Genomic DNA, 13,944 nt, shown 5'->3' on the forward strand with positions numbered 1-13,944 from the left:
ACATCACTGAAAAGATGTTTAAGGCTGAATTCTGTGTACCACAGAGTCTATCCTGCCATCAGCAAAAAGACGGATACAGCGTAAACCAGGTGCCTCATCCGCCACACCGAAATCCGTTTCCACTGTCCACTGCCAGCAACTCGATGGACAAGCTTGAATCAGGCTTTTCCCTCGCTTCCAGCTAAGATCGGTGTGAATATGGCCATGCAGCACCAAACGTATCCCCGGCAAGCTATCCAGCTGTTGCAGAAATGCCTCGCTATTAACCCAGGCATGCTTGTCCATCCAGCCTTGGCAGGCAATGGGATGATGATGCACGGCTACCAGGTGATGATAATCAGGAGCCTGTTTAACATTGTGTCGCAAGCGGGCCAACTGCGCCTCATCTACTTGACCTAAGGTGCCCTTAAACTGGCTGTCTAATCCATGCAACATCCAGCCTCCCATTTCCACCGGCTGCTGTAAACAAGCCTGCTGCTCGGCAAATAAACGCTGCATATGCGCGGCGCTGTCATGGTTACCAGGGATTAGATGCCAGGCTACGCCAGGTAAGTGTGCCGCCATTAAGTTAGCCAGGTGTTGGTAACTTAGCTCGCTACAATCATTACTGATATCGCCGCTGAGCAACACAGCATCCGGATTCAACCTAGCGGCGAGCTTTGCCACCTGAATCAAGCTGGTATAAGGATTAATTTGCCCGTATCCGCATCGGTCAATGTCGGCAAACAAATGACAATCGCTAATCTGAATCAGGCAAAAAGGTGCGTCGGTCATTCGCGTTGATCAATAGGCGTCGCTGAGAGGTGGCGTAAACAAAAAGCCAGCCACTCGGACAAAAAGTGATTGACCAGTTCTTTTTCATTACGCTGATGCATCAGGGTATTTGGATAAGGATAACTGGGCTTGAACTTACCCATATGCTGAAAGCCCAATACCTCGGCCATACGCGCATCATGGTACAAACGAATTTGCATGACAGGTTGTAAATAGGTAGGTAACCCCTCGCTCAGTTGCCGCATTTCCACTGTGGTGGTGTATGGTTCACAAAGCTGAATCTGTATTTGGTAGCTCAGGCCCTTCCCGGCGGAAAAGCAATACTTCAACTGCTGATCCAAATCAGGCAGTAACCTTAGTAAGCGTCCATAATTGGCCTCGCACACCGCATGCAGGGTGGCAAGTTGTGGCACATGTTTTTTCAGTATCCGGGTTTCACTCACACCAACGCTCAATCAACTGTTGTTTATGCAGGGCAAACCACTGCAGGGAAATCAGGGTGGCGGCATTATCCACCTGGCCATTGCTCAGCATTGCCAGCGCCTGTTCAGACGGCATCCGATGAACACGGATGTCTTCACCTTCTTCTGCCAGGCCATGCACCCCTTGAGCCTGGCTGGCATCGCATTGTCCGACATACAGATAAAGACGTTCGGTGGTGCCACCCGGGCTGGACAGATAGCTTAGCATGGGATGCAAACGTGTGATATGCAGTCCGGCTTCTTCCTGGGCTTCGCGCAGACAAACCTGTTCGGGACTCTCGCCTTTATCAATGATGCCTGCGATACATTCGAACAACCAGGGATTGTCTGATGTGGCCATGGCCCCCACCCTGAATTGCTCAATCAAGACAATTTCGTCGCGTATCGGGTCGTAAGGCAGCACGGCCACCGCATGACCCCGCTCAAAAATTTCCCGGTGTAATACATTACTCCAACCGCCGGCAAACAGCTTATGTCGGAAACTGTATTTGAGCATGGTAAAAAAGCCTTTGTATAACGGCTGTTTATCCAGCATTTGCACCTTATCGTCGCAATTACCCGGTATCCCTTTCAAACTTTGCTCTATTTTCTGGTAGATTGTGGCCGAAAGCCTAGCATAGCCATCACCGGCCTGACACAGCATGATTTGGACGGTTAAATATTCTGTTACACTTGAACACGCAGTGTTACCCTAAAAAGGTTACAGTTAGCGCTTGATTTACTTAGACTTTGCAGCAATTAATCGGAATTGTGATCGAGCTAATCATCTCGTAGGAATACTCATGAAAAAAACCTTGCTGTCTTTGCTTGTAGGCTTTAGCGTGACCTCACAAGCCTTTGCGGACGATCTATATCAGGTCTATCAACAAGCTCTGCAAAAAGATCCCACTATCCTCGCCGCGCAAGCACGCAAGGAAGCCGCCAACTCTGCCGTTGGTATCAGTCGCGCCAGCCTGCTGCCGCAAATCGATTTATCTGTTGGTGCTAATTTAGATCGCTGGGAAAGTAATGGCGAAAGTAATGGCGCAACACTGAGTCTGCGCCAGTCAATCTATGACCACAGTTACTGGAAAACTTTGGATAAGGCGGAATTAGGGGCCACACAGGCCAATGCCACTTACGCCAAACAACAACAGGAATTGATAGTACGGGTAGCCACTGCTTACTTCCTGGTTTTACAAGCGCTGGATGACCTGGAATTTGCCCAGGCCGAGAAGCGTGCCATTGAACGTCAACTTGAACAAACCAAGCAACGTTTTGCGGTGGGCCTAACCGCCATTACCGACGTACACGAAGCACAATCCTTGTTTGATAATGCGGTAGCCAAAGAAATCACGGCCCAAAACACGGTGGAAATCCGTCGTGAAGGCCTGCGTGAAATCACCGGAAGCTACCACAGCGACCTGAATGTACTAAACACCGACAGTTTCAGCACGGCAACGCCAACACCGGCCCGTGTTGAAGACTGGTTGCAGATTGCTGATGAGCGCAGCCTTGAGTTAACCGAGGCTAAGCTTGGTGTTGATATCGCTAAGCAAGATATCGAGATAGCAAAATCTGGACACTTGCCCACCGTTGGTCTGAGTGCATCGGCCACCTCCAGTGAAACCGAAGTAGACGGTGTCACCCGATGCGACCGTTGTAATACCGCTTCAATTGGAATCAGCGTAGATATTCCAATCTATTCCGGTGGCCGCGTTAGTTCACAAACCGAACAAGCCAGACATCAGTTTGTGGTCAGCAGTGAAGTACGTGAGCAGGTGTACCGTAAGGTCGTGCGTGATGTACGTTCTAACTTCTACGATGTATCGGCTTACATCTCGCGTATCAAAGCGCTGGAACAAGCCGTTGTATCAGCGGAAAGCGCCCTAGGTGCCACCGAAGCAGGTTTTGAAGTGGGTACACGTACCATTGTTGACGTGCTGAACAGCACCAGCAACCTGTACAATGCTCGCCGTAACCTGTCTATCGCACGCTACGAGTACATTGTGGCCAACCTGGCGTTAAAGCAAGCAGCAGGTACGCTGGCCGACCAGGATGTGATGGATATTAACCGCGGCCTGAAAGCCCCTGAGTAACCACACTCCAAGTACAACGCCTAAGCCCCTTCAATAGGGGCTTGTTTTTATCCGCCAAACATCGTCTATCCAATCCGACGCAAATAAAGCCCGTTACTCTTATCGTGGACGTCCTTGACAGCACGCCTTAGAAGCAGTGTTAACCTTTTTCGCTATACGCAAGTCGATATTCAAACTGTGCTGGTGTATAACAGGAATACATATCGTTGTCGGCTGTTCAAAACACATCACCATGAAAGGTAAGGCTACTTCTTTCGACATAGCCCATTTGGCCGGCGTGTCGCAATCCACCGTATCGCGAGCACTACGCAACAGTCCTTTAGTTAATCTGGAGACGCGTGAGAAAGTACAAGCAATTGCCAAGGAGCTAAACTACAAGGTCGATAAAAACGCCAGTAGTCTGCGGCAAAAAAGCAGCAGAACCCTGGCCCTGTTGTTATTTGAAGACCCCACCGCAGACGACTCAATGATCAATCCATTTTTTCTGTCGATGCTGGGCAGCATTACCCGTGCGACAGCCCAGGAAGGATATGATCTGCTGGTATCTTTTCAGCAACTCAGTGATGACTGGCATGCAGACTATGAAGATACCAACAAGGCCGATGGCATTATCCTGCTTGGCTATGGCGATTATATGGACTACCAGGACAAGCTCACCAAATTGGAACAGCAACAAACCCATTTTGTCCTCTGGGGGGCCGTGGATAAAGAGCACCCGGGAATATCTATTGCCTGCGATAATTTTCAGGGTGGGTATAAAATGACTCAACACCTGATCCAAAAAGGCAGAAAGCACTTTGCCTTTATTGGCGGGGCTGACAGCCATTGCCCGGAGTTTTTTGAACGCTACCGTGGCATGTGTCATGCGTTGTCTCAAGCCGGCGCCAAAGAGCTGCCCATCCAGATTGATGCGATTACCACCGAAGAGTCTGGTTACCAGGCTGCCATTTTATTGCTAAACAGTGGGCAGAAAGTGGATGCCATCGTATGTGCCAGTGATCTGATTGCCATTGGAGTGATGCGGGCACTGCATGATCAGAAGCTGAGCATTCCACAACAGATTGCCGTGGTGGGTTATGACAATATTTTGGCCGCCAGCTTTACCAATCCCCCCCTGACCACAGTACATCAAAATACCAAACTGGCTGGTGAAATGCTGGTCAAAAGCCTGGTAAGTCTGATCAAAGGGGAAAGACAACAGCCCAGATTATTGCCTGCCGAGCTGGTGATTCGCCAAAGCTGTGGAGCAGCGTTAAAGCCTTGATGGATAGAGCGTGTTGACCTTTTGAGTATAGATTTTGTTCAAATCCAGTCCCTTCTGGTCACGACGCCGGGCTGCAGGCCTAGTGTGCCTAAGTCAAAGCCCGGCAACACGCTCTAACTAGAGGTGCTGTAACATTTGTCCGCTCATGGCAATGGCAAAGCCCAGTACCGCCCCTAATGGTGGGGCCCAGTGTTTTTGCAGATGGGCCTGAGGGGCGATATCCTGGAATACCAGGTAAAGAATACCGCCGGAGGCAAACAGCATAATAAAACCCAGTGCGCCGGGAAAATCAGCTAACCACAGATACCCCGTCAATGCGGCAATTGGACCAAGCAAGGCTAACACCAACATAAAACCCAGCACCTGGGAAGGTTTACGATTACTCAGCCCGACCAATTCCCGATAGCCATTAAAGCCCTCTGGCAGATTCTGCGCACCAATCAAAAGTGCCAGCAACAGAGCCTGCTTGCTGCCGGTGGCCAACAATCCGCCCAGCGCGATGGCCTCAGGAATGAAGTCCAACAACATACCGGTCAGTTGTGGCGCCTCACGCTTGCGAACCCCAAGTAAACGTTCCAGAAAGAAGAAACTCACGCCTCCAGCCACAAACACCGGCAGTGCCCAATAGGCTTGCTGCAGTTGACCTACCCCTTCCGGGATCAGCACCAAAGCCACGGCGCCCAGCAAAACCCCACCGCCCAGAGCAATCACAAAATGGCGAAACTCACGTTCCAACCAACCTGTACGGAAGTTTTCGATACTGGCCAGCCAGCCGCCAAGAGGAATAGCCAGCCCGGCCACCAACGCCAATTGCATAGCCAGCCCCAGCTCAGTCACTGGTTGGCTCCAATTCCGCCTCATCGGTGCCACCAGCCGGGCCGACAAAACGGCCATGCATGCGCAAACTCAGCTCTTGCTGAAACTTGCTACGGTCAACAGGTGAAACCAGCAATACACCGTGCGAGGACTCAATCAATAAGCGCCTTAATGACAATGCCGGTGAGGGTAAGGATGCATTGCAGGCTTCCACCCGGTGAATGTCTTTGTAGGCTATACACAATTTGGTTAAACCGCAGCGAACCACCAGTTGATGTTCGGTCAGCAGATAATAACAAGGCCACAGATAAACCAGACTCACCAAGATATGGACTATTCCCAGCACAATGGCCGCGGCGCCGATCCAAGGGGAAAGCGTGGTAAGCCATCCGCCAAGGCAGACTAGAAAAACGGGGAAAAACAACACGAGGGGCAATAAGCCTTTATCCAGACGAGATACAAAGCGGGACGTTTTGACACTCAATTCAACAGCTTCCTGCACACAAAGCAAGGGGCGAAACGCCCCTGCTGTCTAGCTTAATGGTGGTGATGGCCACCTTCACCGTGAGCGTGGCCGTGTTCAATTTCCTCAGCCGTTGCTTCACGTACATCGATCACTTCCAAATCAAATGTCAGGGTTTTACCTGCCAGAGGATGGTTTAGATCCACTGTTGCCATAAACTTACCGACTTTTTTGATCAGCACCTGGCGTTGACCATGCTCAGTATGAACCAGTGCCAGCATACCCGGCTGCCATTTATCCGCACCGGACAAATGCTTCAGGGACACTCGCTGCTCAGCACCTTCCTGATATTCGCCGTAGGCATCTTCTGGCGCCAGGGTCACAGACAGTGTTTCACCTGCGGCTTTACCTGCTAACGCCTGCTCCAGCGCCGGCATAATGTTGTTATGACCATGCAGATAGGCTACAGGATGTTGTTCATCTCTGCTGCTATCTACCACTTCTCCGTCTTGTTGCTTAACTTCATAATGAAAACGTACAACGGCATTTTCTGCAATTTGCATCTTGTCTCTCGGCGTAAAAATTAGAGGCGGGAAAGTATCACATGACTTATAGCAAGTCATGACTTTCACCATGGACATCCCTACACTAAAGTAGCATGCAACATGAGTTGTTGAAATAAGGAAACCGCTCGAACATGGCGTATATTATCCATGATGGTTCCATCGATATAGACGGCTTGCTGGCAAGCAGTGGGCAGCAAGTGGAAGCCCGCCTATTCGGCAGCTGCGAGTTACCCGGCCAAGGTGAGCGAGTGCTGCTTTACCTGAATGACGAAAGCATAAAGGTACTGTGGAACAATGCCGCTGAACTGGAATGGCAAGTAGGCATTTTGCCACATCCACAAAGTAAACACGCAGCCCGTGCATTTTGTCCGGCTAATGCCAAACTCGCCGAATTGTTCAACACACTGCTCGATGCCGAAAGCCGCCCCATCGATAGCCTGAGTTGCAATGGTACACCGGTTTTTTCCAGTATCATTGTCGGTGAACTGCTGGTGTTTAATCTCAAAGATACCTCCCACGCTTTATCCCGCTGGCAAGCGCTGACCACTATGCTGGGTAAATTCAGGCAGATGCAATTACATGCCTACGAGTTGGTCACAGCAACCGAGCAACGTATCAGCCTGGCACTACTTGGCATGATGGTACTTGAACAAAGGCGGCGCCCCTGGTTAGGCGGCGGTCTGGCAGACATATTAGATCCCACGGATAGGCGTTTATCACTAGTGGCTGTTGCGCCGCGCAGTATCGTGGCCTTTATGTTGCTGATGCTGCGTTTCCTGTTTCAGGGCCGCATCAACCCGCGCAACCTGCCGGACAGTATAGGGTTAATCAAGACTCGCAGCCTGACCATCAAAGCCCCTTCGGGGGTTAATTACCAGCTTGATGGGGTGGCTATTGGCAGTAAAGAGCTGGTATGTGAGATCCATGAAAAACATCTCCAATTGCTACAGGTCGATAATCAGGAGCGCAGCAACAACAATGGAGATATCCGCAAGGACCAACTCAAGATGGCCCACCTTCCTTGTGGCGGTGCCGTTATGGAGCTGGCGGATAAACCCATTCCGGTTTTCCATCATGCCTCCGAAGATGAGTTTCGCGATCTGTTTCGTAACCTGAGGGAAAACGCCCAGGCCAAGCCCTCGTTCTATGTTTTGATGGTGCTCAGCGTATTACTGGCCGTGACAGGGCTGTTCGCCAACTCCGCGCCGGTGATTATCGGTGCCATGATCCTGGCACCTATGATGGCCCCCATTATTTCCCTGGCAATGGGATTGGCAAGAGCCGACAGCAGTTTATTGCAAAATGCGGCCAAGACATTATTCGGCGGTATCGTACTGGCTTTGTGCTGCGCGATTTTAGTGACCTGGTTTATGCCACTTTCCACCCTGACCACCGAAATGCGCGCACGCCTGACCCCGACACTCTTGGATCTTGGCGTGGCGGTAATATCAGGGATTGCCGGTGGCTATGCCTATGCCAAGGAGGAAGTAGCGAAAAGCCTGGCAGGGGTCGCTATTGCAGTGGCGTTAGTGCCGCCCCTTTCCGTCGTCGGTATTGGATTAGGCTGGGGCGATCTGGCCATGGCGGGTGGTGCGCTTTTGTTGTTTAGCACCAACCTGGTGGGGATAGCGTTGTCCGCAGCCCTGACATTTTTGGTGCTGGGCTTTGCTCCTTTTCACCTGGCCCGTAAAGGGATGAGTATTACCCTTATCAGCCTGGCTATGATCTGCGTTCCACTGTTTTTGTCATTTCAGGAGCTCGTTGACAAGAATCGCTTAAGCCGGGCGTTACCCCATGGCCAAATGCAGGTTTTAGGTGACGACATTGAAGTGACTATCCGAGAGATCAGTAACGGCGAACGTCCACGCATTTCCGTTAAGCTGGTTAGTGCGAACACATTACAAGCCGCACACCTCAAAGCACTAAAACAAATGATGAGTCAGGAATTAGGCCGCGAGGTCGAACTGGAAGCCGAATTGAGAATCAGGCAATAAGGACATAAAACATGGATAGCTTGCAGATCATCGCTGCGTTAACCCCCATAGGCTCAACCTTTTTGCTTCTGGTGGTTTTCCGCTTACCTGCAAGTAAGGCCATGCCGCTTAGTCTCTTACTCTGTGCCCTGACCAGTTATTTCATCTGGGGCATGTTGCCCCTGCAAATGGCGGCTTCCGTGGCAGAAGGCCTAGTTCTGGCGCTGTCTATTCTGTGGATCCTAGTGGGCGCCTTATTTTTGCTCAACAGTTTAAAGGAAAGCGGTGCATTGGATGTGATCCGCCAGGGATTCACCGCCCTATCGCCAGATCCCAGAGTACAGTTGGTCCTTATCGCCTGGTTGTTTGGCAGTTTTTTAGAGGGAGCTGCCGGTTTTGGCACGCCTGCCGCCATTTGTGCCCCACTGCTTATGGCAGTTGGTTTCCCACCGCTGGCGGCTGTAGTTCTGGCGTTAGTTGCTGACTCCAGCGCGGTGTCCTTCGGCGCCATAGGCACCCCAGTGCTGGTTGGACTAAAGCAAGGGCTCAACACCACAGATGAACATATTCAAAACATTGCCATTCAGGCAATCAGCATAGATATTCTGGTGGCATCTATACTGCCGCTAATCCTTTGCGTGATGCTAACAACCTGGTTTGCCAAGCGGCCCAATTTCAAAGCCGGTTTGGCCATGTTGCCATTCGCTCTCGCTTGTGGACTGGGCTTCACTCTTCCAGCTTATATGGTTGCCTGGTTATTGGGGCCTGAATTCCCTTCACTACTGGGCGCTATGCTAGGTCTGGTACTGGCCACGCTGCTGATTAGAAAAGGCTGGTTGTTGCCCAAACAGCACTGGGCACTGGATGACCAACAGTTACCAGCCGAGGCGCGTATGCCAGCGGCCAGACAGCTGTTACTGGCCTGGCTACCTTATGTGGCGGCAACCCTGTTGCTGGTCATCAGCCGAATACCCGCATTGCCGGTAAAATCCCTATTGCAACAAGCCCAATTAAGCTGGTCAGGTATCTTTGGTAGCGAGCTATCGGTGAGCTTCCAGCCGCTGTACCTGCCTGGTGGCATCATGATGCTGGCTGCACTGTTAACCTTATTCACACATAAAATTAAGCCTGCACAACTCGCTAATGCCTGGTATGCCAGCCTGTTCAGCTTGCGTGGCGCATTAATATCCCTCTGTGCTGCGGTACCAATGGTCAGGCTGTTCTTGCACTCAGAACTCAACGACAACAGCCTTAATAGTATGCCCATGGCGCTGGCAGAGCTGGCGTCTAATCATCTCGCACAAGCTTGGCTGATGGTGGCACCACTGATAGGTGCATTGGGATCATTTATTGCCGGCTCAGCCACTTTCTCTAACTTGATGTTTTCTTCACTCCAGCAATCTGCCGCTCAGTTGGCAGGACAACCGGAAAATCTGATACTGGCGCTACAAATGCTGGGCGCCAATGCCGGCAATATGATTTGCGTACTGAATGTAGTGGCGGCGGCCAGTGTCGTGGGCTTAAATGGCCAGGAAGGCAAGATCATCCGCTTTACCTTCTGGCCGATGCTTTACTATTGCCTTGCGGCCGCACTGGTTGCCTTTTTCCTGGCCTAAAGGCAGATAAACAAAAGCCCGGTCGAACCGGGCTTAAGAAAAAACGTCGATTTAATTGATACGAGCCACCAGCTCCTGACCTATGGGCTTTTCCAGGTAACCATTATTCTGGGCCCAATCCTTCAATGCCATACCATCTTGTTCAACCTGGGTTAAATCACTTTTACCCATGCGTTTAATCATATAAGTACCGGTATCCACCGCGCTGTTTTCCATCGCATAACGAATCAAACTATTGCCGCCACAACTGATACCAGAATAATAATCACCCAGGCGCAGATTGTAGTCATTCTGTACATTTTTCAGCTTTTTACGCAGCTCAGATTTGTCGTCGTTCTTTACGATAGTGCAGATGTTGGCCAGCGCTTCATTAATATCTGCCGAACTGGCTGGTGCGAAACATGACGCCGATACCGCACTCAACAAGATAAATGTGTATTTTTTCATGATGTTGCCTCTCCTAGTGTCCTGACATAAAAGAGGTTAACAAATGTACAATTATCAATTACAGACCCGAAACTGGTACGTTGGTATTCAAAACCATACCAAAAACCCTTTCAGGTATAATTCCGAAGCGCTATAGCTCAGAGGACATCTAGCCTAGAGCCATATTTCATATCAAGACTGACAGGCTTCACCTTGGCTTAAAAGCGGCGGCTTTACCTGTGTAAGATTAATTCAGACAAGGCGTTGCGCAATTCCTGCTGCTCAATCACACCTTCCCGCACCCACACTCTTACCCCATGAGCAGGAATATTATCCTCCAGACTGTCTGTTTCTCCTATCTGCATGACCTCTCCACTTAGTTGTTCGCGCCAGACACCGGGCTGCATATAGCGCTGCACTTTCATATGCGCGGCACTATCCCCCTTATTAAGCAATACCAACGCCGTCTGCGCCTCGTCATCAGACTGCAGCACCCGATAGAATGCCGCCTGATTGCCCGCAAAGGTCAGATTGAGCTGTAAACCGCGTTGTAAGGCCGGTACCGCTTTACGCACATTGGCGATACGCTGCAACTGAGCATGAATAGGATGCTGTTTGGCCAGGTCGATATTACCTTGGCCGTAGTAGTTCCGATTGCCCTGATGCTCCACTGTGCCGCGCATATAGCCCATTTCTGAGCCCATATACACCACAGGGATCCCGCGACTGGTAAACAGCCAGTTGTGCGCATCAATAAAGCCGTTGTCACTGGCATCCATCCGCGCCATATCATGGTTGTCGTAGAAGGTCGTCAGCTCATAAGGATTGGCATAAGGTCCATGAGTCAGATGCAAGTAAGCGAGCAGCTCGGCAAAATCACTGTCTGATGCAGAAAACACCTTGCTGATAGCCTGCTGACCAGGGAAGTCTAATACGCTGATGCCACCATTTTTAGCCAGGGTGTGCTGCGCAATAAAATTGGCGTTGTAGTCGTAGCTTTCACCAAACATAAACAAATCAGGGTGTTGCGCACGTAGCCTGTCACTGAACTGCTTCCAGAAATGGTGTGGTACATGCTTGATGGTATCAATACGCAGCGCCGCCGCCCCCTGAGTTAACCAATGGCGGTAGGCGTCCACAAAGTAGTCCAACACCGCGGGGTTTTCGTCGTTCAGATTCGATAGTTGCAGTATGTCTTCTTCACGGTGAAAAAACTGATGCAGCGGGTTATCAGCGCTCAACTGTGCGGGCGTCAGGTTTTGGTGGTCGGCCAGTAAACGCCCGTCTTTGCCGTAGATTTCTCCAAACTTGGGCTGGTCTGTGGGCATAGAAAACGACGGGGAACCATGGTTAGTGACCACATCCAGCACGGTTTTAAGGCCAAACTGTTCACGCAAACTGCGAGTCAGGTCAGCGTATTCCAACCCAACAGAAGGGTAATGTTCATCAACCTTAAAAAAGTTCACTCCCCAATAACCGTGATAGCCGGTTTTCCCGCCGTCCTTAAAGGCCCCACCAAAGCTAATCGGCTCGCCTCCGGCAAAGGCCTCATCCGGATTGTCCACTATGGGTGTCATCCAGATGGCGGTAAAACCCATATCGCGGATGAAGGCAGCATTGTTCAGCACGCCCCGAAAATCGCCGCCCATATACCCCACATTGGCGGTTTTGCCATCCTCTCCTATCAAGGGCAAATTAAAGGTGGGATGCTCTCCGCCTTGATGCTCATGGTTGTTGGAAGGATCACCATCCACAAAGCGGTCAGTAATCAGAAAGTAGATAGCCTCAGCGGCAAAGGGATGCGTGGTGCCAACATATTGTGCTGGAGCGGCTTTATTTTCTTGAGGCTGGGTGGCACAGCCTACCAGGCTCAGCATGGCAACAGCGACGAAACTCGGTTTCAACTTCATGCCGACGGCTCCTGCTGATAGCGCGGCTCTTTCACCCTCAGTACCAGCACTCCGGCCAGCAGCATGCTGCAGCCGCCCACTACCAGTGCGTAAACCGGCTGACTGTCAAAAATTCGGGTGACCAAAAAGCCCAGAATACTGGCAGCCAGGATCTGCGGCAGCACAATAAAATAGTTAAAAATGCCCATAAACACGCCCATTTTGTTGGCCGGCAGGCTATTGGACAAAATCGCATAAGGCACGGCCAAAATCGACGCCCAGGCAAACCCCACGCCAATCATAGGAATAATCAGTAGATCAGGGTCAGAAATAAACAGAAAAGAGATATAACCCAGCCCCCCAAGAAAAAGATTCAGCATATGAGCAATACGCAAGTTGGTAAGCCTGACCACCAGCGGAATAAGCATGGCGGCAAAAATAGTCACGCCATTGTAAGTAGCGTTGAGTACTCCTACCCAGTCGGCGCCCTGATTGTATAAGGCACTGGTAGGGTCACTGCTACCAAAATGATGGGACGTCACCGCCGCTGTCATATAAGTCCACATGGCAAAAAGTGGAAACCAGGAGAAAAATTGCACAAACGCCAGTTGTTTCATCGCGGTAGGCATGGAAAACAGATCATTCATCACCACCGAAAAACCGTTGTGATGACGTTCCTTGCTGGCCAACCAGCCCGCGATTATCTGACAAACCCCAAAGGCTATACCGCCACCAGCGAGAATAAATAAGTTCTTATCCAACTTATCTATATTGGTCTGGATAACAGCCCAAAGCACTAAGCCGACAACCAACCAGATACCGCCATGCAGGTAGCTTGCCGAGACGGGTCTTAACTTTGAGCTATGCTGCTCGTAACTATCCCCTTCAATGGCTTTATCTGCCGCTTCAAAGGCTGCCAACTGCTCAGGAGAATATTCCTTGGTGGTATACACAGTCCACAGCACCGCCAGCAGAAAGATCACCCCGCCGGCATAAAAGGCAAAACGCACAGAATCAGGAATCACCCCGGCTGGCGCGGTATTGCTAATCCCCAGCCAATTACTCATCATCCAGGGCAGTGCAGAGGCAACGACGGCCCCCACCCCAATAAAGAAACTCTGCATTGCATAGCCCATACCACGTTGCTGCTTGGGGAGCATATCCCCCACAAAAGCACGGGTAGGTTCCATGGCAATATTGATGGAGGCATCCATAATCCACAACATGCCAGCCGCCATCCATAAGGCTGGGGAGTGAGGCATCACAAACAAAGCAAAACTGGCCAGCAGAGCCCCCAGCACGAAATAGGGACGGCGGCGACCAAAACGGGTCCAGGTATTATCGCTCAGGTAACCAATAATAGGCTGTACAATCAGGCCGGTAACCGGTGCCGCTACCCATAAGATAGCCAGATTATTGTAATCCGCTCCGAGCGTTTCAAAGATACGACTGACATTGGCATTTTGCAGAGCAAAACCGAACTGGATCCCCAAAAAGCCGAAGCACATGTTCCAGATCTGCCAGAAACTTAAAGATGGCTTTGCACCGGCGATTCTTGCATTGGACTGGGCCGAAGTTAGCGGCGTAGCTTGACTGA

Annotated in this window: 13 protein-coding genes; 4 read left to right on the top strand and 9 right to left on the bottom strand. The window is 50.8% G+C overall.

Annotated elements, in window-relative coordinates; genetic code table 11:
* Positions 1-18: 18 nt before the first annotated feature.
* The 3 genes from IEX02_RS01140 to nudF are packed head-to-tail and all read right to left on the bottom strand — an operon-like array spanning position 19 to position 1,791.
* Positions 19-774 carry a metallophosphoesterase gene (locus tag IEX02_RS01140; protein ID WP_188689049.1) on the bottom strand — a complete coding sequence of 252 codons (756 nt, stop codon included), beginning with the start codon at positions 772-774 and terminating at the stop codon, positions 19-21.
* Entirely contained in the window at positions 771-1,217 is a 447-nt protein-coding gene (locus IEX02_RS01145; RefSeq protein ID WP_229701976.1) for a DUF1249 domain-containing protein, read from the bottom strand. The genes IEX02_RS01140 and IEX02_RS01145 overlap by 4 nt, the downstream gene beginning before the upstream one ends.
* Complete coding sequence (gene nudF / locus IEX02_RS01150; protein WP_229702088.1) at positions 1,210-1,791, bottom strand: ADP-ribose diphosphatase; 582 nt, start codon at positions 1,789-1,791, stop codon at positions 1,210-1,212. Before nudF ends, IEX02_RS01145 begins: the two co-directional genes overlap by 8 nt.
* 247 nt (positions 1,792-2,038) lie before the next feature.
* On the opposite strand from nudF, the gene tolC reads away from it, so the two are divergent.
* Both tolC and IEX02_RS01160 read left to right on the top strand, forming a co-directional pair.
* On the top strand, positions 2,039-3,334 hold the full coding sequence (gene tolC, locus IEX02_RS01155; protein ID WP_188689054.1) for an outer membrane channel protein TolC: 1,296 nt from the start codon (positions 2,039-2,041) through the stop codon (positions 3,332-3,334).
* 232 nt (positions 3,335-3,566) lie between these two features.
* The gene (locus IEX02_RS01160) at positions 3,567-4,598 is read left to right on the top strand and encodes a LacI family DNA-binding transcriptional regulator (RefSeq protein ID WP_188689057.1); all 1,032 of its coding nucleotides are present in this window, start codon (positions 3,567-3,569) and stop codon (positions 4,596-4,598) included.
* Positions 4,599-4,715: 117 nt separating this feature from the next.
* On the opposite strand, the gene IEX02_RS01165 is transcribed toward IEX02_RS01160, so the two are convergent.
* The 3 genes from IEX02_RS01165 to IEX02_RS01175 are packed head-to-tail and all read right to left on the bottom strand — an operon-like array spanning position 4,716 to position 6,440.
* A complete protein-coding gene (locus tag IEX02_RS01165; protein WP_308422476.1) occupies positions 4,716-5,435 on the bottom strand; it encodes a ZIP family metal transporter in 720 nt (239 codons plus the stop codon).
* Positions 5,428-5,898 (bottom strand): PH domain-containing protein, encoded by a 471-nt coding sequence (locus IEX02_RS01170; protein WP_188689061.1) that lies wholly within the window; start codon positions 5,896-5,898, stop codon positions 5,428-5,430. The genes IEX02_RS01165 and IEX02_RS01170 overlap by 8 nt, the downstream gene beginning before the upstream one ends.
* A gap of 53 nt (positions 5,899-5,951) precedes the next feature.
* The gene (locus IEX02_RS01175) at positions 5,952-6,440 is read right to left on the bottom strand and encodes an FKBP-type peptidyl-prolyl cis-trans isomerase (RefSeq protein WP_188689063.1); all 489 of its coding nucleotides are present in this window, start codon (positions 6,438-6,440) and stop codon (positions 5,952-5,954) included.
* Between the two features lie 134 nt (positions 6,441-6,574).
* Between IEX02_RS01175 and IEX02_RS01180 the strand changes: the two genes are divergently transcribed.
* A complete protein-coding gene (locus tag IEX02_RS01180) occupies positions 6,575-8,437 on the top strand; it encodes a TIGR00341 family protein (protein WP_188689066.1) in 1,863 nt (620 codons plus the stop codon).
* Positions 8,438-8,448: 11 nt separating this feature from the next.
* Positions 8,449-10,032, top strand: coding sequence for an L-lactate permease (locus tag IEX02_RS01185; protein WP_188689070.1), 1,584 nt, complete (start codon positions 8,449-8,451; stop codon positions 10,030-10,032).
* Positions 10,033-10,083: 51 nt separating this feature from the next.
* Here the strand turns inward: IEX02_RS01185 and IEX02_RS01190 are convergent, their stop codons facing one another.
* The 3 genes from IEX02_RS01190 to IEX02_RS01200 all read right to left on the bottom strand — a co-directional run bounded on the left by IEX02_RS01190 (position 10,084) and on the right by IEX02_RS01200 (position 13,855).
* Positions 10,084-10,482, bottom strand: coding sequence for a DUF3718 domain-containing protein (locus IEX02_RS01190; RefSeq protein WP_373284958.1), 399 nt, complete (start codon positions 10,480-10,482; stop codon positions 10,084-10,086).
* Between the two features lie 209 nt (positions 10,483-10,691).
* Entirely contained in the window at positions 10,692-12,368 is a 1,677-nt protein-coding gene (locus tag IEX02_RS01195) for an alpha-amylase family glycosyl hydrolase (protein WP_188689077.1), read from the bottom strand.
* On the bottom strand, positions 12,365-13,855 hold the full coding sequence (locus IEX02_RS01200; RefSeq protein WP_373284959.1) for an MFS transporter: 1,491 nt from the start codon (positions 13,853-13,855) through the stop codon (positions 12,365-12,367). The genes IEX02_RS01195 and IEX02_RS01200 overlap by 4 nt, the downstream gene beginning before the upstream one ends.
* Between the last annotated feature and the right edge of the window lie 89 nt (positions 13,856-13,944).

The organism is Bowmanella pacifica, from assembly GCF_014645355.1.
GTDB lineage: Bacteria > Pseudomonadota > Gammaproteobacteria > Enterobacterales > Alteromonadaceae > Bowmanella > Bowmanella pacifica.

Excerpts from the sequence above, each read along its gene's own strand:
- IEX02_RS01195 (WP_188689077.1), bottom strand. The coding sequence starts at position 12,368 with ATGAAGTTGAAACCGAGTTTCGTCGCTGTTGCCATGCTGAGCCTGGTA.
- IEX02_RS01160 (WP_188689057.1), top strand. The coding sequence starts at position 3,567 with ATGAAAGGTAAGGCTACTTCTTTCGACATAGCCCATTTGGCCGGCGTG.
- IEX02_RS01175 (WP_188689063.1), bottom strand. The coding sequence starts at position 6,440 with ATGCAAATTGCAGAAAATGCCGTTGTACGTTTTCATTATGAAGTTAAG.
- tolC (WP_188689054.1), top strand. The coding sequence starts at position 2,039 with ATGAAAAAAACCTTGCTGTCTTTGCTTGTAGGCTTTAGCGTGACCTCA.
- IEX02_RS01140 (WP_188689049.1), bottom strand. The coding sequence starts at position 774 with ATGACCGACGCACCTTTTTGCCTGATTCAGATTAGCGATTGTCATTTG.
- IEX02_RS01185 (WP_188689070.1), top strand. The coding sequence starts at position 8,449 with ATGGATAGCTTGCAGATCATCGCTGCGTTAACCCCCATAGGCTCAACC.
- IEX02_RS01200 (WP_373284959.1), bottom strand. The coding sequence starts at position 13,855 with ATGTGCTTCGGCTTTTTGGGGATCCAGTTCGGTTTTGCTCTGCAAAAT.
- nudF (WP_229702088.1), bottom strand. The coding sequence starts at position 1,791 with ATGCTGGATAAACAGCCGTTATACAAAGGCTTTTTTACCATGCTCAAA.
- IEX02_RS01180 (WP_188689066.1), top strand. The coding sequence starts at position 6,575 with ATGGCGTATATTATCCATGATGGTTCCATCGATATAGACGGCTTGCTG.